The 20,277-nt window shown below is 34.7% G+C and carries 20 protein-coding genes; 13 read left to right on the top strand and 7 right to left on the bottom strand.

Annotation, left to right across the window (positions count from 1 at the left end; genetic code table 11):
* Window positions 1-92: 92 nt before the first annotated feature.
* The gene (locus WC622_RS12205; RefSeq protein WP_372819977.1) at window positions 93-773 is read right to left on the bottom strand and encodes a type 1 glutamine amidotransferase domain-containing protein; all 681 of its coding nucleotides are present in this window, start codon (window positions 771-773) and stop codon (window positions 93-95) included.
* A 183-nt stretch (window positions 774-956) separates the two neighbouring features.
* On the bottom strand, window positions 957-1,409 hold the full coding sequence (locus WC622_RS12200; RefSeq protein ID WP_372819976.1) for a lipocalin family protein: 453 nt from the start codon (window positions 1,407-1,409) through the stop codon (window positions 957-959).
* Between the two features lie 139 nt (window positions 1,410-1,548).
* Here WC622_RS12200 and mdh point away from each other — a divergent pair, with 139 nt between their 5' ends.
* The 4 genes from mdh to WC622_RS12180 all read left to right on the top strand — a co-directional run bounded on the left by mdh (window position 1,549) and on the right by WC622_RS12180 (window position 4,252).
* A complete protein-coding gene (mdh, locus tag WC622_RS12195; protein ID WP_372819975.1) occupies window positions 1,549-2,487 on the top strand; it encodes a malate dehydrogenase in 939 nt (312 codons plus the stop codon).
* A 78-nt stretch (window positions 2,488-2,565) separates the two neighbouring features.
* Entirely contained in the window at window positions 2,566-2,988 is a 423-nt protein-coding gene (locus WC622_RS12190; RefSeq protein WP_372819974.1) for a retropepsin-like aspartic protease, read from the top strand.
* A 5-nt stretch (window positions 2,989-2,993) separates the two neighbouring features.
* Window positions 2,994-3,662, top strand: coding sequence for an N-acetylmuramoyl-L-alanine amidase (locus WC622_RS12185; RefSeq protein ID WP_372819973.1), 669 nt, complete (start codon window positions 2,994-2,996; stop codon window positions 3,660-3,662).
* Between the two features lie 56 nt (window positions 3,663-3,718).
* Window positions 3,719-4,252, top strand: a complete 534-nt coding sequence (locus WC622_RS12180) for an SRPBCC family protein (protein WP_372819972.1) — start codon at window positions 3,719-3,721, stop codon at window positions 4,250-4,252.
* A 94-nt stretch (window positions 4,253-4,346) separates the two neighbouring features.
* Here the strand turns inward: WC622_RS12180 and gyrB are convergent, their stop codons facing one another.
* Window positions 4,347-6,305, bottom strand: coding sequence for a DNA topoisomerase (ATP-hydrolyzing) subunit B (gene gyrB, locus WC622_RS12175; protein WP_372819971.1), 1,959 nt, complete (start codon window positions 6,303-6,305; stop codon window positions 4,347-4,349).
* 167 nt (window positions 6,306-6,472) lie between these two features.
* On the opposite strand from gyrB, the gene WC622_RS12170 reads away from it, so the two are divergent.
* Window positions 6,473-7,069 (top strand): OmpH family outer membrane protein, encoded by a 597-nt coding sequence (locus WC622_RS12170; RefSeq protein ID WP_372819970.1) that lies wholly within the window; start codon window positions 6,473-6,475, stop codon window positions 7,067-7,069.
* An 83-nt stretch (window positions 7,070-7,152) separates the two neighbouring features.
* The gene (locus tag WC622_RS12165; RefSeq protein WP_372819969.1) at window positions 7,153-7,893 is read left to right on the top strand and encodes an EcsC family protein; all 741 of its coding nucleotides are present in this window, start codon (window positions 7,153-7,155) and stop codon (window positions 7,891-7,893) included.
* Window positions 7,894-7,934: 41 nt separating this feature from the next.
* Here WC622_RS12165 and WC622_RS12160 read toward each other — a convergent pair whose 3' ends face one another.
* Entirely contained in the window at window positions 7,935-8,333 is a 399-nt protein-coding gene (locus WC622_RS12160; protein ID WP_372819968.1) for an RNA-binding S4 domain-containing protein, read from the bottom strand.
* 66 nt (window positions 8,334-8,399) lie between these two features.
* Here WC622_RS12160 and WC622_RS12155 point away from each other — a divergent pair, with 66 nt between their 5' ends.
* The 7 genes from WC622_RS12155 (at window position 8,400) to miaA (ending at window position 14,711) form a co-directional block, all read left to right on the top strand.
* Window positions 8,400-9,218 (top strand): 2,3,4,5-tetrahydropyridine-2,6-dicarboxylate N-succinyltransferase, encoded by an 819-nt coding sequence (locus tag WC622_RS12155; protein WP_372819967.1) that lies wholly within the window; start codon window positions 8,400-8,402, stop codon window positions 9,216-9,218.
* The gene (locus WC622_RS12150) at window positions 9,218-10,141 is read left to right on the top strand and encodes a glycosyltransferase (RefSeq protein ID WP_372819966.1); all 924 of its coding nucleotides are present in this window, start codon (window positions 9,218-9,220) and stop codon (window positions 10,139-10,141) included. The genes WC622_RS12155 and WC622_RS12150 overlap by 1 nt, the downstream gene beginning before the upstream one ends.
* Window positions 10,138-10,941: a glycosyltransferase family 2 protein gene (locus tag WC622_RS12145; RefSeq protein ID WP_372819965.1), complete on the top strand. Its 804-nt coding sequence runs from the start codon at window positions 10,138-10,140 to the stop codon at window positions 10,939-10,941. The genes WC622_RS12150 and WC622_RS12145 overlap by 4 nt, the downstream gene beginning before the upstream one ends.
* Window positions 10,934-11,500, top strand: a complete 567-nt coding sequence (locus tag WC622_RS12140) for an L-threonylcarbamoyladenylate synthase (protein WP_372819964.1) — start codon at window positions 10,934-10,936, stop codon at window positions 11,498-11,500. Before WC622_RS12145 ends, WC622_RS12140 begins: the two co-directional genes overlap by 8 nt.
* Window positions 11,501-11,563: 63 nt before the next feature.
* A complete protein-coding gene (locus WC622_RS12135; RefSeq protein ID WP_372819963.1) occupies window positions 11,564-12,970 on the top strand; it encodes a CCA tRNA nucleotidyltransferase in 1,407 nt (468 codons plus the stop codon).
* A 62-nt stretch (window positions 12,971-13,032) separates the two neighbouring features.
* A complete protein-coding gene (locus WC622_RS12130; protein WP_372819962.1) occupies window positions 13,033-13,683 on the top strand; it encodes an IS1096 element passenger TnpR family protein in 651 nt (216 codons plus the stop codon).
* Window positions 13,684-13,781: 98 nt separating this feature from the next.
* Window positions 13,782-14,711 (top strand): tRNA (adenosine(37)-N6)-dimethylallyltransferase MiaA, encoded by a 930-nt coding sequence (gene miaA / locus WC622_RS12125; RefSeq protein WP_372819961.1) that lies wholly within the window; start codon window positions 13,782-13,784, stop codon window positions 14,709-14,711.
* A gap of 45 nt (window positions 14,712-14,756) precedes the next feature.
* Here the strand turns inward: miaA and WC622_RS12120 are convergent, their stop codons facing one another.
* The 3 genes from WC622_RS12120 to rpoC form a co-directional block, all read right to left on the bottom strand.
* The gene (locus WC622_RS12120) at window positions 14,757-15,071 is read right to left on the bottom strand and encodes a DUF3467 domain-containing protein (protein ID WP_173272266.1); all 315 of its coding nucleotides are present in this window, start codon (window positions 15,069-15,071) and stop codon (window positions 14,757-14,759) included.
* A 60-nt stretch (window positions 15,072-15,131) separates the two neighbouring features.
* Window positions 15,132-15,872 (bottom strand): hypothetical protein, encoded by a 741-nt coding sequence (locus WC622_RS12115; RefSeq protein ID WP_372819960.1) that lies wholly within the window; start codon window positions 15,870-15,872, stop codon window positions 15,132-15,134.
* Window positions 15,873-16,033: 161 nt separating this feature from the next.
* The coding region (gene rpoC, locus WC622_RS12110) for a DNA-directed RNA polymerase subunit beta' (protein WP_407951578.1) at window positions 16,034-20,277 on the bottom strand (4,244 nt) is incomplete at its 5' end.

Genomic DNA, 20,277 nt, shown 5'->3' with positions numbered 1-20,277 from the left:
AAAAGTGGTTGGTAAAACACTACCAGTAGAACAAAAACTAAAAAAGGCTAAAACATTGTGTGTTTTAGCCTTTAAGTTAAAGATCAAATTTATCAATCTTTTAAAGTTTTCAAAAGAACGTTTGCAGCTTCTTCTGATGAACCTGGATTTTGTCCAGTAATTAAAAGTCCATCTTTTTTAACATAAGAAGACCAATCTGAACCTTTGCTATAATGAGCACCTAGTTTAGCGAACTCATCTTCTAGCAGAAATGGCACAACATCAGTCAATTTAACAGCCTCTTCTTCCGAATTAGAAAAACCGGTTACTTCTTTATTTTTAACGAGAGGTTCTCCATCAGAATTTTTCACCTTTATTAAAACACCAGGAGCATGGCATACAAATGCAATTGGTTTATTTGCACCATAAAATTCTTGAATAAGTGAGATAGATTTTTCGTCATTTGTCAAATCCCATAAAGGACCATGTCCGCCTGGGTAAAAAACTGCATCAAAATCAGCCTCGTTAATCTCATTCAACTTAACCGTGTGGGCAAGCATCTTTTTTAAGTCTTCATCCTCATTAAATCTTTTTGTAGCTGTGGTTTGTGCATCTGGAGCAGCACTTTTAGGGTCTATTGGCGGTTGCCCGCCTTTTGGAGAGGCAACTGTAATTATTGCACCAGCATCAGCCAGCGTATAATAAGCAGCAGCAAATTCTTCAATCCAAAACCCAGTTTTTTCTCCTGTATTTCCCAAATCACTGTGGGAAGTTAATACCATTAATACTTTCATTATGTTTATCTTATTTATTAATCATTGCACCATTTTTATGCCGAATACTTGCATAAAATAAAGTATGACAAATTATTGATTCTTTCTACTTATTAGTTGTTGCTTCACCACCTAAACCATTCAACAAAATAAATCGTATTAGTTCGTGATACATCTTTACTGAAAATTGAAAACTCCAAACTTTTAACTATGTTCTTGACTTACTAAACTTCCTGTATCATACCCCATTTGCCTGCATCTTTCTATAATATCCTTTAATAACGTTGGATCCATTTTTGGTTCTCTAGCCATAATAAAAAGATATTTTTTATCAGGGTGACCAATTACAACATAATTGTAATCATCCGCCAATTCAATTACCCAATACCCTATTTTAAATGGCCAAAAAAATTGAGCTTTCATATCACCATCTGGCTGCTCTTCATCGAAAAACAATTTTGAGGTAATTGATTTTTCTTCTGGTTTTCCTTCTTTATGATAAGTAGTGTAAACATCAAAATGTTCATCATCTCTTAAAGTATAAGTTTCGGTCGTTTGTTTCCAATTCTTGTCCATTAATGTGGGAATTGAATATAAAGAATACCATTTTCCAGCAAATGCTGAATGATCTATCACTTTTACAGGTTGATTTTCCATTTCTAATCTTTATTATTTAACCATTTCTCTGTAATAAAGTTTTAAAAAATGGTAAAGCATTTTGGTAAACTAATGCAATTCTATATCTTGGGCGTGTAAAACAATTTTTCAACAAAAAACTCCAAAATATAACTTAAAAATGAAAATAACGGTAGTAGGTGCAGGTGCTGTTGGTGCCACCTGTGCAGATAACATTGCAAGAAAAGAATTAGCAGAAGAATTAGTATTGCTAGACATTAAAGAAGGTTTTGCCGAAGGTAAGGCTATTGACATGATGCAAACTGCTACTTTGTTAGGTTTTGATACCAAAATTAAAGGTGTAACTAATGATTATAGCCAGACTGCAGGTTCTGCTGTTGCTGTAATTACATCGGGTTTACCACGCAAACCAGGAATGACTCGTGAAGAGTTAATTGGCATTAATGCTGGGATTGTAAAAGGCGTAGCCGAAAATATTTTAAAATATTCTCCTGATGCAATTATTGTTGTGATCAGCAATCCGATGGACACAATGACTTATTTAGCATTAAAATCATTAGGATTACCTAAAAACCGCATTATTGGTATGGGTGGAACGTTAGATAGCGCTCGTTTCAAATATTATTTAAGTGTTGCTTTAAACTGCAACGCTAACGACTTACAGGGATTTGTAATTGGTGGCCATGGCGATACTACGATGATTCCTTTAACACGTTATGCAACTTACCAAAGTTTACCGGTTAGCAATTTATTAGACGAAGCTACTTTAGCAAAAGTTGCTGCCGATACAATGGTTGGCGGTGCTACTTTAACTGGTTTATTGGGTACATCGGCTTGGTATGCGCCAGGTGCTGCGGGTGCTGCCTTAGTAGAAGCAATTGTACGTGATGAGAAAAAATTATTTACATGCTGTGTTGCTTTAGATGGCGAATATGGTCAGAAAGACATTTGTTTAGGTGTTCCTGTGATTATAGGCCGCAATGGTTGGGAAAAAATTATTGATTATAAATTAAACGAAACAGAGCAAACTACATTCAATAAAAGTGCTGATGCAGTACGCAATATGAATAATGTATTGGCTGAAATGAAATTGATATAAATTTTATTTGTCATGCAGAGCAAAGCGAAGCATCTCTAAAATTAGATTCCTCGTTCCTCGGAATGACAAACAGAACATATGAGAACAATCACTGTTCCTTTAACTCTAATTAATTTACAAGACAACGGTTTCCATCTTTTGATGGAAATTGTTGTTTTTGGTGAAAAACTATTTGCAGTTTTAGATACCGGCGCTTCAAGATCTGTTTTTGATAAAGGTTTAATGGAGAAGCACATTCAAGAACTTACCATAAGTGATGAAACACAGGCAGCTACCATTTTTAGTACAGCAACTACTTTACAAGGTTTTATTCCCAAACTTAAAATTGGTAGTTTGATTTTAAAGCAATACCATGCGGTGGCTTTAGATTTACAAAGTGTAACTGACACTTATTTGCTTCTAGGGCATCCACCAATTTCGGCAATCATTGGCGGCGATATTTTAACCGAATTTCACGCCAAAATAGATTACCAGAAAAAAGTATTAAGATTTTACAAGTAACGTTGATGCGCATTTTTAAAAAAATCCTCTTATTCTTTTTATTTTTTAGTTCGTTTACAAGTTTTGCACAACAAATCCAGATTATCAATAAACCAATAATCTTTGATGAAACAAGAGCCCAACTTTCTTTAGATTATTTAAAAAGAAGACACAATCTCATCCAAAAAACACCAACAATTATCCCTAAAATGATTGTTCTACATTGGACAGCTTCAAGAAGTTTGACGGGAACTTATGCTACATTTAATAAGTCCATTTTACCGAGTTCACGCAAAGCATTAGTAAATGCTAGCAGTTTAAATGTGTCTTCGCATTATTTAGTAGATCGCGATGGCTCCATTTATCAATTATTAGCTGACACTGTTTTTGCTCGCCATGTAATTGGTTTAAATTATTGTGCCATTGGAATTGAGAATGTAGGAAGCGATAATTATCCATTAACTCAAGCCCAACTTTTTGCAAACGAAAAATTGGTGCGTTACTTAACAAAAAAGTATGCCATTCAGTATTTGATTGGTCATTATGAGCATACTTGGTTTAAAAATACGTCTTTATGGAGAGAAACCAACCCCTATTATTTTTCTCAAAAAACCGACCCTGGAATATCATTTATGAGAAAAATTAGAGAAGAATTGCAGGATTTAAATTTAAAAGGGGCTCCGCCTAAAAAATAACACTTGCATTTTCTCTTGGTTTATAGTTAACTTTAAGTAAACCAAACAAATAAAATATGAAAGTCTTAAAAGTTTTACTCGGCATCATTGTCGTGTTAGTAATCATTTTCTTTGTAGGCGGAATGTTCTTGCCTAAAACCTATTCTGTAAGTCGCACAACAACCATAAACGCACCTGATAGTGTAGTTTATAAAAACGTTGCAGATTTCAATGAGTTTTTAAAATGGAATCCATGGACTAAAATGGAACCCACAGCTAAAGTTACAATTACAGGCAATGCTGGTCAGCCAGGTCATTTATACCAATGGGTTGGTGATAAAGTTGGTACTGGCCAAATGAAATTAACTGAAGCTATGCCAAATCAATCAGTTGTCGAAGAAATGAAATTTATTAAACCGATGGAAAGTTCGTCGACAGTTCGGTTTGATATTGCTAAAGAAGGTAACGGCAATAAAGTAACCTGGACTATCAGCGGTGAAAGTGCTGGAGCCATGAATAAATGGATGGGTTTATTTATGGATAAAATGATGGGTAAGGATTTTGAAAATGGCTTAAAATCTTTAAAAGACAAATCAGAAAAAGGGGAATAAGTTCCTTGATAAATAAAAACCCTTCGAGGATTAACTCGAAGGGTTTTTTATTGTCATATATTTTCGGGCTTGCCGATTATAAATTTTGACTAAATTATGCGTCAATCTTGGCGTATTTCGCGTTCCGCTCAATAAACTCTCTACGTGGAGCAACTTCATCACCCATTAACATAGAAAATGTATGATCACATTCTGCTGCATTTTCTATAGTAGCTTTCAATAATGTACGTTTAGCTGGATCAAGCGTGGTTTCCCATAATTGTTCAGCATTCATCTCACCCAAACCTTTATAGCGTTGAATGTGTACGCTTTCTTCTTTACCGGCACCTTTTAAGCGTTGAACCGCAGCGTCACGTTGCACATCATTCCAGCAATATTCGAAATCCTTACCTTTTTTAACTTGATAAAGTGGTGGGGCAGCAATATAAACGTATCCAGCTTCAATTAATGCTTTCATGTAACGGAAAAAGAATGTTAAAATCAACGTCGTAATGTGCGATCCGTCAATATCAGCATCCGTCATGATCACAATTTTGTGGTAACGAAGTTTTGTTAAATTTAAAGCTTTATCATCTTCTGGTGTTCCAATGCTTACACCTAAAGCGGTAAACATGTTTTTAATCTCGTCATTTTCATAGATTTTGTGCTCCATTGCTTTTTCCACGTTCAGGATTTTTCCTTTTAGTGGTAAAATAGCTTGGAAATTACGATCGCGACCTTGTTTGGCTGTACCACCCGCCGAGTCTCCCTCCACTAGGTACAATTCACATTTTTCTGGATCAGTATCAGAGCAATCGGCTAATTTTCCTGGTAAACCAGAGCCACCCATTACACTTTTACGTTGTACCATTTCACGAGCTTTACGAGCAGCAGCTCTCGCAGTAGCAGCCAAAATAACTTTATTTACGATCATTTTAGCTTCTCTAGGGTATTCTTCTAAATAAATCCCTAAAGCTTCGCCTACGGCAATATCTACCGCACCCATTACCTCGCTATTCCCTAACTTGGTTTTGGTTTGTCCCTCAAATTGTGGTTCTTGTACTTTTACTGAAATTACCGCCGTTAATCCTTCTCTAAAATCGTCACCAGTAATTTCAAATTTCACATTTTTCAGTAAGCCAGATTTTTCAGCATAAGCTTTCAATGTACGTGTTAAACCACGTCTAAAACCTGCGATATGCGTTCCCCCTTCATGCGTATTGATATTATTTACGTATGAGTGAACATTTTCTGAATAACTATCATTGTATTGCAAAGCCAATTCAACCGGAATACCATTTTTAATTCCTTCTACATAAATGGGTTCAGGGATTAATGCAGGACGAGTTCCATCCAAAAATGTAACAAACTCTTTTAATCCACCTTCAGATTTAAATAATTCTGATAGATAAGTCCCATCCTCATTTACTTCACGCTCATCTGTTAAGGTTAAGCTAATGCCCTTATTTAAAAAAGATAATTCACGCAAACGCGATGCTAAAGTATCATAACGATATTCTGTAGTTTGCGTAAAAATGGTAGCATCAGGCGTAAAAGTTACAATTGTACCACGTTTTTCTGTAGTTCCAATTTGTTTTACATCATACAAAGGCTTACCGATGTTGTACTCTTGTACCCAGATTTCTCCATCGCGGTGTACTTCTGCTCTTAAATGCGTTGATAATGCATTAACGCAACTAACCCCCACACCATGCAAACCACCAGAAACTTTATAGGTGTCTTTATCAAATTTACCACCAGCGTGTAAAACCGTCATTACGATTTCTAATGCTGACTTATTTTCTTTTTTATTTATTCCAGTTGGAATACCACGACCATTATCTTCAACCCTAATTGAATTGTCTTTAAGGATATTTACATAAATGGTATCAGCATGACCAGCTAATGCCTCATCAATTGAGTTATCTACTACTTCGTAAACTAAGTGGTGCAAACCTTTAATTCCGGTATCACCGATATACATGGAAGGACGCTTACGTACAGCCTCTAAACCTTCTAAAACCTGTATATTATCGGCACCATAATTTGAGTTTGGATCTTTTTCTTCGCTCATAATTTTATTTAATACATAAAGAATCAAAAATAACCATTTTTTACCTAATTAGGGCAGATGTGGATAACTATTTGGGTGTTAAAATCGTATTAAAATTGATTAAAAAACGCATGTTTTTAGGATAGTCGGTTTTGATTTTTATATTTGCTAAAATTTATTAAAATAGAATGAAAGTAACTACATTAAAAGTAAGCAGTTTAGCTACTGCAATAGCAATAGTTTCAGTACTAACTGCTTGTGGAAATAAGGATAGTAAAACCGAGTCAACAGCTACTAAAGCTACAACAGTATCAGTTGATGAGAAAATTGTTTATGTTAACTCTGATTCATTGTTAACTAAATACGAATATTTCAAAGATCTTAAAGCCAAAATGGAGGTTAAAGGTAAAGCTGCTGAAAGTGATTTAGCGTCAAAAACTCAAGCTTTCCAAAGAGAAGTGCAACAGTATCAACAAACACAAAATACATTACCTGCTGATCAAAGAGCTGCAACTGAACAGAGATTACAACGTAAACAACAAGAGTTGCAAGCGTATCAACAAAATGCTGGTGCTGCTTTACAAAACGAGCAAGCCAAAGAACAAGAAGCTTTATATAACAAAGTAGCAGAATATTTGAAAGGTTATGCTAAAACTAAAGGCTATAAAATGGTATTGACTTACTCTAAAGGCAATAGCGCAATTTTATTTGCTGATGAAAGCCTTGATGTAACTAGTGCTGTAATTGTTGGCTTAAATGAAGCATATTCAAAAGATAAAAAATAACTATCCTGCTAAGTTTTGCTAAGGATTTTAGAAATTAAAAATGCTCCGAGTAATCGGGGCATTTTTTTTGTACATTAATTTACATGAAGAATTACGAAGAACAAGTGAATTACGAGCTTCAGTTTTGGAAAATGGAGTTAATGAAGAAACCCTCAATGTTTGGACATTTAGCGACCAAGGTTCAAACTAAAATTAACAGTTACATCCCAACAAAAGTTCATAAAGCAATTACTACAACCATTAAACAAATGGTTAAAGCTGTTTTATTTGGCTCTACATACACCACATCAGCTATGCCAGACCGTGATATGAGCTTACTCCATCGCGAGGCGCTCGTAAAAGCAAAAATTGAAAATTATAGTAAAACTGGCGCAGCCGAAGGTGGAATAACAGGGGCTGGTGGATTTTTAATGAGCATGGCAGATTTTCCTATCCTAATTGGGATTAAAATTAAAATGCTTTTTGAAATTGCTGCATTGTATGGTTTTGAAGTAAAAGATTACCGCGAAAGACTCTACATTTTACATGTTTTTCAATTAGCATTTTCTAGTAAAGTAGGCACTCAAAATGTGTTTAAGCAAATGCAAAACTGGGATGAAAAATTAATTGTATTGCCAGAAAGCGCAGATCAATTTGATTGGCAAACATTTCAACAAGAATACAGGGATTATATAGATTTAGCTAAAATGGCACAATTACTTCCTGTTGTTGGTGCAGCAGTTGGCGCAGTTGCCAATTATAAATTAATCCAAAAATTGGGTAAAACAGCAATGATGGCTTATCGATTAAGGATTTTAAATCAATTGTCAATAGAAGGTCGGTAGTTTAAAGTTTAAGTTCCTAATGAACAAATGACACCAATAAACTATTCTTCCTCAAACATTCCCCCTATTAAATCATCCGTTTCGCGTCTATCTTTTTTGGTTGGCCTTCCTGTACCGCGGTCTCTTTTTAAACTTGGCGCATGAAACACCGATTTAAATGCATGAGTTTCTTCTACAGGTGTAAGATCTTTATATTTTGTTATTGCAATCTTAGCTTCAACCCTATTGTATAAAAGTTCCACAACTTCTATTATTTTTTTCTCTATTCCTTTAGAAACCTGATATACTTCGCCAACTTTAACGATGGCTGATGGTTTAAGATTTTGACCGTTTAACTTTACACGACCTGCTTTACAGGCATCAGTTGCTAGGCTACGGGTTTTAAACAATCGTATTGCCCATAGATATTTATCAATCCTTAATTTCTCTTTCTCAGTCATAAAAAATCAAAAATACAATGCTCAATACATAAAATTGACTTATTTTGTAAAAAAATAAAAAATACAATGATTGAAGATTTAAAGAAATTAATAGAAGCCGCCTGGGAAGACAGATCTTTATTAGCCTATAATAACTACTGTGAAGCAATTGAAGAAGTAATTTTAAGATTGGATAGTGGCAAATTACGTGTTGCAGAGCCTGTTTTAAATAGTTGGGGAATTAATGAATGGATCAAGAAAGCTGTGATTTTATATTTCCCGATTAACGAAATGAAAGAAATTAAAGTTGGTCCTTTCGTATACCATGATAAAATGGATTTGAAAACCAATTATAAAGAACAAGGTGTACGTGTTGTACCTATGGCTAGTGCTCGTTATGGTGCTTATTTAGCCAAAGGAGTAATTATGATGCCATCTTACGTAAACATTGGCGCCTATGTAGATGAAGGCACTATGGTGGATACTTGGGCAACTGTAGGCTCATGTGCACAAATTGGTAAGCGTGTACATTTAAGTGGTGGTGTTGGCATTGGCGGTGTATTAGAACCTGTTCAAGCTGCCCCGGTAATTATAGAAGATGATTGTTTTTTGGGATCAAGAGCTATTGTAGTTGAAGGCGTTAAATTAGAAAAAGAAGTTGTTTTAGGTGCGAATGTTGTTTTAACAGCATCTACTAAAATTATAGATGTAACTGGCGAAAAACCAGTAGAATATAAAGGGTATGTTCCTGCTCGTTCGGTAGTAATTCCGGGTTCTTATACTAAAAAATTCCCTGCCGGAGATTTTCAAGTTCCTTGTGCATTAATTATTGGAAAACGTAAAGAATCAACCGATAAAAAAACTTCGCTTAATGATGCATTAAGAGAAAATAATGTAGCTGTTTAATGATTTCTAGTAAAGGATCAGAAATTGTGTCAATATCAATTGCGATGTGCACTTATAACGGTGCAAAATACATCGACGAGCAATTGGAAACAATTATAGCGCAAGATTATCCTTTACATGAAATTATTGTAGTTGATGACCGCTCTTCCGATGATACTTTTAAAATCTTAGAAGATTGGAAGACGAAATATCCTACTTTATTTAAGCTTTATTTAAATGAAGAAAATTTAGGTTTCGACAAAAATTTTGAAAAAGCCATTTCTCTTTGCAGTGGAGATTTAATTGCAATTGCAGACCAGGATGATATTTGGATGAAAGACAAATTAAGTTCTTTAGTCCAATTATTTGTAGATGAAAATGTAATGTTAGCACATGGCGCTTCAATTACCCTTAAAAATGGGAATTTACACCATTTTTCTGGTCAGTTGAAGCGTTATAAACTTTTTGAAGGAAATGATAGTCGAAAATTATTTCTTTTAAATCAATTGAGTGGACATAATATCATGTTCAGAAAATCAATTTTAAAGCAAGCAATACCTATACCTGATTTTATGCCTTATGATTGGTGGCTGGCATTAAATGCAACTGCGCTAGGTGAAATTAAAGCTGTTAAAAAATACCTGGTTCATCATAGAAAACATGGAGACAATGCATTCTTCAGCAAAAAGAGGATAAAAAATCCATTAACATTGTTGTCAAGATTACTGTTGTTTAAGCAAATACAAAATCTAAGTCCAGAAAGTCGATTATTTCTTGACGAATTTGTTGTAAATGCAAAACAACATGAACAAGCGCCAATAGCTAAAATTGATTGGCACTTTTTTAAATTTTTAATGAAGTACAGTAAAATTATTTTCGGTCATAAAAAAAGGATTTTTCCAACGTTTACCTATTTAACGAACTCCATTAAATTTGCAAAATGAAGGTATCTTTAATCATTGCAACCTATAATTGGCCTCAAGCGTTAGAGCTTGCTGTTTTAAGTGCATTTAAACAAAGCAGATTGCCTGATGAAATAATTATAGCTGATGATGGATCTACCGATGAAACTCGCTTAGAAATTAATAAGCTCTCAGAGAAAAGCAAAATTCCAATCATCCACATTTGGCAAGAAGATAATGGTTTTCAAAAAACATCAATTCTAAACAAGGCGTTTGCAAAAAGTACTGGAGAATATATTATTCAAATAGATGGCGATATTATTCTTCACCATCATTTTATTAAGGATCACTTAGGCTTAGCCAAAAAGAATGCATTTATCCAAGGTGGCAGAGTATTATTAGGCCCAGAAATATCGAATAAAATCTTGTCCGATAAAAATATAAATATCAATATTTTCAATAGCGATATTAAAAGAAGGAAAGATGGCATTCGGTTTTTAGCACTTTCAAATTTTATTGCAGCTGGATATAGAAATAGACATCCAAAGTATTTTGCAAGAGGTGCGAATATGTCTTTTTGGAAAGAAGATTTAGTATTAACAAATGGTTACAACGAAGATTTTTCTGGATGGGGTCATGAAGATAGCGAATTAACCATTCGATTAATGAATGCTGGCAAACAGAAACTTCAGCTTAAATTTGGAGGTATAGCCTACCACATTTATCATAAAGAAGAAGCTTCCAAAAAACAAGACCAACAAAATAAAGAGTTATTAGAAAACACGGTTAAATCAGGAATAATTTTCACGCCAAAAGGTTTAAATCAATATTTAGATGCTTAGAGAAGAAGTTAATAAAGCTTTAGAAATTATAAAAAATGGAGGAGTAATTCTCTACCCCACTGATACTGTTTGGGGTTTGGGTTGCGATGCAACAAACGAAGAAGCTGTTGCAAAAGTAAATGCAATTAAAGGGCGTGCAGCTGATAAAAGTCTAATTGTGCTTTTAGAAAATGATAACAAACTGCAAAGCTATGTTACTGAAATTCCAGATGTAGCTTATGAGTTAATTGAATATGCTGAAAACCCACTAACAATTGTTTTTTCTGGCGCAAAAAATTTAGCTAAAAGTGTAATTAACTCAGATGGCACTGTTGGTATTAGAATAGTAAAACACGATTTCTGTGAGCAATTAATTCAACGATTTCGTAAACCAATCGTTTCCACTTCTGCTAACATGAGCGGTCAACCAACACCAAAATTTTTCGATGAAATTAGTGATGAAATTAAAGAATCTGTTGATTACATTGTAGATCTTGAGCAAGAGAATCGTACAGCAAAAAAACCTTCGACTATTATTAAGTTAGGTCCATCTGGGCAATTTGAGTTTATACGTAAGTAATTTTACTATTTTTGCATTTCCTTTATCATTCTTGGCTTCAATCTAGATGATGAATCTAAAATTATGCAGCAACATCTACAAAATCCAATATTTAAAGTTTTAGCCAATATCGCTGATCAAACCAAGACAGAAATTTATGTTATTGGAGGATTTGTACGTGATTTATTTTTAAATCGTCTATCAAAAGATATTGATATTGTAGTAGTTGGCAACGGAATTGAATTCGCCGAAAAAGTTGGCATGCATTTAAAAACTAAGGTCGCTGTATTTAAAAACTTCGGTACTGCCATGTTAAAATACAACGATCTAGAAATCGAATTTGTAGGCGCTCGAAAGGAATCATATCGTTCTAACTCTCGCAAACCAATTGTAGAAAATGGTACTGTAGAAGATGATCAGTTGCGTAGAGATTTTACCATTAATGCATTAGCGATAAGTCTAAATTCATCCAATTATGGCGATCTTATTGATCCGTTTAACGGATTAGAAGACTTAGAACAGCAATTAATTCGTACTCCATTAGATCCTACAATAACTTTTTCTGATGATCCGCTTCGAATGATGAGAGCCATCCGCTTTGCAACTCAATTAAATTTTAACATTGATGAAAGTGCAATTGAGGCGATTAAAGCACAGAAAGAACGAATTAGCATTGTATCAAAAGAGCGAATTACAGACGAGTTAAATAAAATTATCTTAGCTAAAACTCCATCAATTGGTTTTAACTATCTATTTGATACGGGTTTATTGCATCTTATTTTTCCACAAATGGCTGCTTTATATGGAGTAGAAATTATAAAAGGAAAAGGTCATAAAGATAATTTTTATCACACCCTACAAGTTTTAGATAACATTTGCGCAACAACGGATGATCTTTGGTTACGTTGGGCTGCCATTTTACACGATATCGCTAAACCGCCGACTAAGAGATTTGAAGAAGGTCATGGTTGGACTTTTCATGGACATGAAGATAAAGGGGCGAGGATGGTACCTCAAATTTTTGCTCAATTAAAATTGCCATTAAATGAAAAAATGAAGTTTGTACAAAAATTAGTTCAACTTCACTTGCGCCCAATTGTTTTAGCACAAGAAAAAGTAACCGATTCGGCAGTACGAAGATTACTTTTTGAAGCTGGAGAAGAGATTGAAAGTTTAATGTTGCTATGCAATGCAGATATAACGACAAAAAACGAGTATAAAATCAAAAAATACCGCAATAATTTCGAGCTAGTTAAACAAAAATTAAAAGATGTTGAGGAACGTGATCAATTACGCAACTGGCAACCCCCTATTTCTGGCAACGACATTATGCAAACATTTGGTTTAGATGCAGGCAGGGAAGTGGGAATATTAAAAAATGCAATTCGCGAAGCTATTTTAGAAGGCGAAATAACAAACAATTACGAGGAAGCGTTTAACTTTATGTTAAAGAAAGCTAACGAATTAGGTTTAAAACCAATTACTAGATAGGCATAACGCCTTAAAATTATTTTTAATTTCTTAATTTTACAGATAGAAACAGTACACTGAAAATGGCAATTTATAGATTTAAAATTTCTTTTGAAGATTTTGACGACGTAGTAAGAGAAATCGATATTAAAACCAATCAAACTTTTGAAGATTTACACAGAGCAATTCACCGTTCTACTGGCTATAATGCCGATAAATCATCGTCATTTTATGTGAGTACAGATAACTGGATTAAAGGTGATGAAATTGCTTTGTTACCCAATGACCGCAAAATAAACAATGGAGTTACGTTGATGGAAAATGCTAAACTCAGCAACTTTATTGAAGATCCACATCAAAAATTTTATTACATCTACAATTTCGAACGTCCCTTTGATTTTCACGTAGAACTGATTAAAATTATTTTAGAAAACGATCCAAATATCGAATATCCATTTTTAGTAAAAAGCACAGGCGAAGCACCTAAAATTATTGATAAAAATACAGGTGGTTTTGCAGTAGCTAGTACAGCAGCATCAAGCGATTTTGATTTCTTAAATGAAATGGATTTTGTTCCTGAAGATACCGAAGAATTAGAAGCAATGGGTGGTAGAGGTATAAATGCTGCAGAAGTTGACGAAGAAAGTGAAGAAGAGGAAGAAAAAGATGAATTTGCTGACGGCGATGATTTTGCCGATGAAGAATACGGAAGCGGAAAAGAAGAGGACTATTAATAAATTATAATAATGCGTCACCCTGAATTTATTTCAGGGTCTGCCCTACAATAAAGATGCTGAAATAAATTCAGCATGACGACAAGAAGATATGCCCTATGCCACAAAAAACATTAGTTGTAGTAGTTGGGCCAACCGCCATCGGAAAAACTGCATTGGCAATTGAACTTGCACAGTTTTATCATAGCGAAATTATTTCTGCAGATTCCCGTCAATTTTTTAAGGAAATGAACATTGGCACAGCTAAACCTTCAGAAGAGGAATTAGCTGCTGTACCCCATCACTTTATTAATTCTCATAGTGTAAAAACATTATTTAGCACGGGCGATTTTGAAGTTCAGGCACTTCAATTAATGGAGGTACTTTTTAAAAAGCATGATATTTTAATTATGGTTGGTGGTTCAGGCCTTTATATTGATGCCATTTGTAAAGGTTTAGATGATTTACCTGAGATAGACTTAACTATTCGTGAAAAACTAAATCAACAGCTGGCGGATGAAGGTATTGAATCTATTCGAACACAATTACAAGAACTAGATCCTGAATATTTTACCAAAGTAGATCAATCCAATCCTCAACGCATGATAAGAGGATTAGAAGTTGTGCTTTCTACTGGGCAAAAGTTGAGCTCCTTTTTAACTGCCAACAAAAAAGAAAGACCTTTCAACATCATCAAAATTGGTCTAAACACAGATAGAGCTCTACTTTATGAACGTATTAATCATCGTGTAGATGTAATGATAGAAGCAGGTCAAATCGCTGAAGCCGAAAGCTTGATTCCTTACCGTCAGTACAATGCACTTAACACAGTTGGTTACTCAGAGTTATTCGATTACTTAGATGGAAAAACTGATTTAGCTTCCGCAGTTGCGATGATTAAACAGAACACACGCAGATTTGCTAAGCGTCAACTTACATGGTTTAGACGAGATGAAAACACAACTTGGTTTGAACCAAATCAAATTGATGAAATTATTCAATATTTATCTAAGATTTGTCATTCCGACGAACGAGGAATCTCTTTTTAAGATTTACTAAATTAGATCCTCGCTGCGCTCTGGATGACAAAATCTCTAAGCTTGCGCTGTTGGACCACCAAAATTCATTGGAAAACCTGGAGGTTCTTCTTGAGTTTTTATTCTTCCGTTTATTGCTTCAAATTTTTCAACATTATCTAACATTGCATGAACCAACCTTTTTGCATGCTCTGGCGTTAAAATAATTCTAGACTTTACCTTCGCCTTTGGCACACCTGGCATTACTCGTATAAAGTCTAAAACAAACTCTGTATTAGAATGAGTTATGATGGCTAAGTTTGAAAATATACCTTCAGCAATTTCTTCGGATAACTCTATATTTAACTGATTTTCGTTTTGTTGTTCTTCCATAAAACAAAACTAGCACTTTATCTCTAATTGCTAGTCAATTTCAATTATGGTATTAAAAAATTATTTATTAAAATAGAATTTCATTCCCTCATTACTAGTATCTAATAACTTCATACTTGTAGCATAACCCGCAGTATTGTATTCATAACTCCTTTTTTGAACATTTGTAATTGCACCATTCAAGGTTTTAATTTCCGTTGCATTATTTTTTGAAGCTGGATTACCATAAAAAATTATAGAAACTCCTTCAGCCAAACTAAAAGGATTCAATTTATCATCATAAGCAGTATACGTTGAGGTATAGGTCCCAGAACTAGCTGTAGCTAGGTTATCACCATTCCAAGTATAGTCTGCATTGTATGGCGTAACTGCAGTATTTGAATACGTAATGCCAATTTTACTAATTTTCCCCGTAGAATTATAGGTAATTGTTTTTGTATTACTATTTGTTCCATCTGAATTAGTAACTTTTATTAATTGACCTAAAGAGTTATATTCTAACGTATACGTAACCGTAAGATTTTGCTTATATATTCCAGTAAGAGATGCCAATTTATTTGCCGAGTTATAGGTTGTAGTAAAAGTTGTTCCTCCATAAATTAAACTATTTATAGTTCCTTTGGCATCATATATAAATTCCATGCTAGTTGATTCGACACCAGTCGATGGATTCCAATTGCTAACTTTTACCAATTGCGGTGTTGGTGTAGGTTCTGCCGTTTCACTCTTTTTGCAAGAAATTAAACCAGTAGTAACGGCAATCAGAAATAATAGCATCCCTTTTAAAAAAATATTTTTCATTGTTTATGATTTTGATTTCGTAAATATCCATTCAAAAAATCACTTCATATATACCATAAACAGGGCATATTTAACTAAGGGTTATTGGGTACAAAAAAATCCCTAGCGAATTAACACTAGGGATTTTTATTTAATTCCTTTTCAGGAAATAGTATGATTAATTATGCTTCTACTTCTTCTTCCGCTTTAGAAGCTAATAATTTATCGTATTCTTCTTGAGAACCAACAATGATACGCTCATAACCGCGAACACCAGTACCTGAAGGAATCAAGTGACCAACAATTACGTTTTCTTTTAAGCCTAACATGTTATCACGTTTACCAGCGATAGCTGCTTCATTCAGTACTTTAGTAGTTTCCTGGAATGATGCTGCAGAGATAAACGATTTGGTACCTAATGAAGCTCTAGTAATACCTTGCAAGATTGAACTCGCTGTTGCAGGTTGTGCATCACGTACTTCAATTTGTTTCAAATCTTTACGTTTTAATTGAGAATTTTCATCTCTTAATTTACGTAAAGAAAGAATTTGACCTGGTTTTACTGTTTCAGACTCGCCTGCATCTACTACAACTTTTTTGTCATAGATGTCGTCGTTCTCTACCATAAAGTCCCATCTATCAACAGAGTCATTTTCTAAGAAACGAGTATCACCCGGATCTTCGATATGAACTTTCTGCATCATTTGGTGTACAATTACCTCAAAGTGTTTATCGTTAATTTTCACACCTTGTAAACGGTAAACCTCTTGGATACCATTTACTAAGTATTCTTGTACAGCCGCTGGGCCTTTAATTGCTAAAATATCAGCTGGAGAAATTGATCCATCAGATAATGGCATACCTGCTTTCACAAAGTCATTATCCTGTACCAAAATGTGTTTAGACAATGGCACTAGATATTTTTTAACTTCTCCGTCTTTACTTTCGATAGTCATTTCGCGATTACCACGTTTAACTCCACCTAAAGTTACCACACCATCAATCTCAGTTACTACAGCTGGGTTAGATGGATTACGTGCTTCGAATAACTCAGTTACACGTGGTAAACCACCTGTAATATCTCGAGTTTTACCTGTTGCACGAGGTATTTTAACTAAGATCTGACCAGTTTGAACTGCTTCTCCTTCATCAATAGCAATGTGAGCTCCTACTGGGATGTTATATCCTCTAATAAGTTCACCTTTTTTATCTACTACTCTAATAGATGGATTTTTAGTTTTATCACGTGTATCGATAATTACTTTCTCACGGTGACCAGTTTGTTCATCTGATTCTTCACGGAAAGTTACACCTTCAACAATCGCATCAAACTCGATTTTACCTGCAAATTCTGAGATAATAACCGCGTTATATGGATCCCATGAACAAATCTTATCGCCTTTAGAAATTTTATCTCCTTCTTTAACAAATAAGAATGCACCATAAGGAACGTTGTTAGTTACGATTACTTTACCAGTACCTGGCTCTGTAATTTTAAACTCACCCGAACGACCTAATACGATCTCAACTACACCGTCTTCTGTTGTTGTTGGTACAGTACGTAAGTTTTCAAATTCGATAACACCATCAAATTTAGCATTGATTTGAGATTCTGCAGCAATGTTTGATGCAGTACCACCCACGTGGAATGTACGTAAGGTTAACTGTGTACCCGGCTCACCAATAGACTGTGCAGCAATTACACCAACAGCCTCACCTTTTTGAACACGTTTACCAGAAGCTAAGTTACGTCCATAACATAATGCACAAACACCACGTTTATTTTCGCAAGTTAATACCGAACGAATTTCAATACCTTCTAATGGAGATTCTTCAATAGTTTTTGCAATTTCTTCAGAAATATCTTCGCCTGCAGCAACTAATAATTTACCATCTAAAGGATTAAACACATCGTGAAGTGAAATACGACCTAAAATTCTGTCATATAATGGCTCAACGATATCTTCATTATCTTTTAATGCAGTAGTGTACATACCTCTTAAGGTACCACAATCAACTGCGTTAACAATCATGTCTTGTGCTACGTCATGTAAACGACGAGTTAAATAACCCGCATCTGCTGTTTTTAGCGCCGTATCCGCCAAACCTTTACGAGCACCGTGAGTAGAGATAAAGTATTCTAATACCGATAATCCTTCTTTAAAGTTAGATAAAATCGGGTTTTCGATAATCTCACCACCAGAACCTGATTTTTGAGGCTTAGCCATCAAACCACGCATACCTGCTAACTGACGAATTTGTTCCTTAGAACCACGGGCTCCAGAGTCAAGCATCATGTAAACAGAGTTGAAACCTTGGTTATCGCTAGACAATTGGTTCATTACAAACGTAGTTAAACGATTGTTGATACGTGTCCAGATATCGATAATTTGGTTGTAACGCTCGTTGTTGGTAATGAAACCCATGTTATAGTTGTTTCTTACCTCTTCAACTTCACCAGCTGCTTGTTCTAATAAAGTATGTTTCTCTACTGGAATATTAACATCTTGTAAGTTAAACGATAATCCACCTTGGAATGCCATTCTAAATCCAAGTTCTTTGATATCATCTAAGAATCTTGCAGAGCGAGCCATACCAGTCATTTTCACTACTTCACCAATAATATCTCTTAAAGATTTTTTAGTTAATAGTTCATTGATATAACCCACTTCTTCTGGCACCATTTGGTTGAATAAAACTCTACCAACAGTAGTTTCAGTTAATTTATTTACGATAGTTCCATCTTCTTGTTTTACATTAACTTTCACTTTAATAAAAGCGTGTAAATCAATTTTCTTCTCGTTGTAAGCAATAATTACTTCTTCTGGAGAATAGAATGATGAATCTTGTCCTTTAACAACACGACCAGCATCAGTTCTACGGCCTTTAGTAATATAATAAAGACCCAAAACCATATCCTGAGATGGAACCGTAATCGGTGTGCCATTTGCAGGGTTTAGAATGTTGTGCGCTGCCAACATTAGAACTTGGGCTTCCAAAATTGCTGCATGACCTAAAGGTAAATGCACCGCCATCTGGTCACCATCAAAATCCGCGTTAAATGCAGTACACACTAATGGGTGTAATTGAATAGCTTTTCCTTCAATTAAACGTGGTTGGAAAGACTGTATACCTAATCTGTGCAACGTAGGTGCACGGTTTAGCAACACTGGGTGTCCTTTTAATACGTTTTCTAGAATATCCCAAACTAATGGATCTTTTCTATCTACAATTTTCTTAGCAGATTTAACTGTTTTCACAATTCCACGCTCAATCATTTTACGAATGATAAACGGTTTGAAAAGCTCAGCAGCCATATCTTTTGGCAAACCACACTCATGGAGTTTAAGGTTTGGCCCTACAACAATTACCGAACGAGCAGAATAATCTACACGTTTACCTAGTAAGTTTTGACGGAAACGACCTTGTTTACCTTTTAAAATATCAGATAGAGATTTTAATGCTCTGTTACCTTCAGTTTTAACAGCATTTACTTTACGTGAGTTATCGAATAACGAATCTACAGCTTCCTGTAACATACGTTTCTCGTTACGTAAAATAACTTCTGGTGCTTTAATCTCGATCAAACGTTTTAAACGGTTGTTACGGATAATTACACGGCGATATAAATCGTTCAAATCTGAAGTTGCAAAACGACCACCTTCTAAAGGTACTAAAGGACGTAATTCTGGTGGAATAACAGGAACGATTTTAATGATCATCCACTCTGGGTTATTCTCAATACGAGTTCTAGCACCACGGAAAGCTTCAACAACTTGAAGACGTTTTAACGCCTCATTTTTACGTTGTTGAGAAGTCTCATTAGCAGCTTGGTGACGTAAATTGTATGATAAGCTATCTAAATCAATACGTTTTAATAAATCTTCTAACGCTTCAGCACCCATTTTGGCGATGAATTTATTAGGATCTTTATCATCTAAATATTGATTTTCTTTAGGTAATTTATCTAAGATATCTAAATATTCTTCTTCTGTTAAGAAGTCCATATAATTGATACCTTGATCTGCCATTAAACCAGCTTGAATTACTACATAACGTTCATAGTAAATAATCAAATCTAGTCTTTTGGTAGGTAAACCTAAAAGATAACCGATTTTGTTAGGTAAAGAACGGAAATACCAGATATGCGCAACAGGCACCACCAAGTTGATGTGGCCCATACGCTCACGGCGTACTTTCTTTTCAGTTACTTCAACACCGCAACGGTCACAAACAATACCTTTATAACGGATACGTTTGTATTTACCACAGTGACATTCGTAATCTTTTACTGGACCAAAAATACGCTCGCAAAACAAACCGTCACGTTCTGGTTTGTAAGTACGATAATTGATAGTCTCAGGTTTTAACACCTCGCCACTTGAACGCTCTAAGATATTCTCAGGCGATGCCAAGCTAATGGTAA

It is taken from the genome of Pedobacter sp., from assembly GCF_041662865.1.
GTDB lineage: Bacteria > Bacteroidota > Bacteroidia > Sphingobacteriales > Sphingobacteriaceae > Pedobacter.
This window is presented reverse-complemented; position numbering and strand designations above follow the sequence as displayed.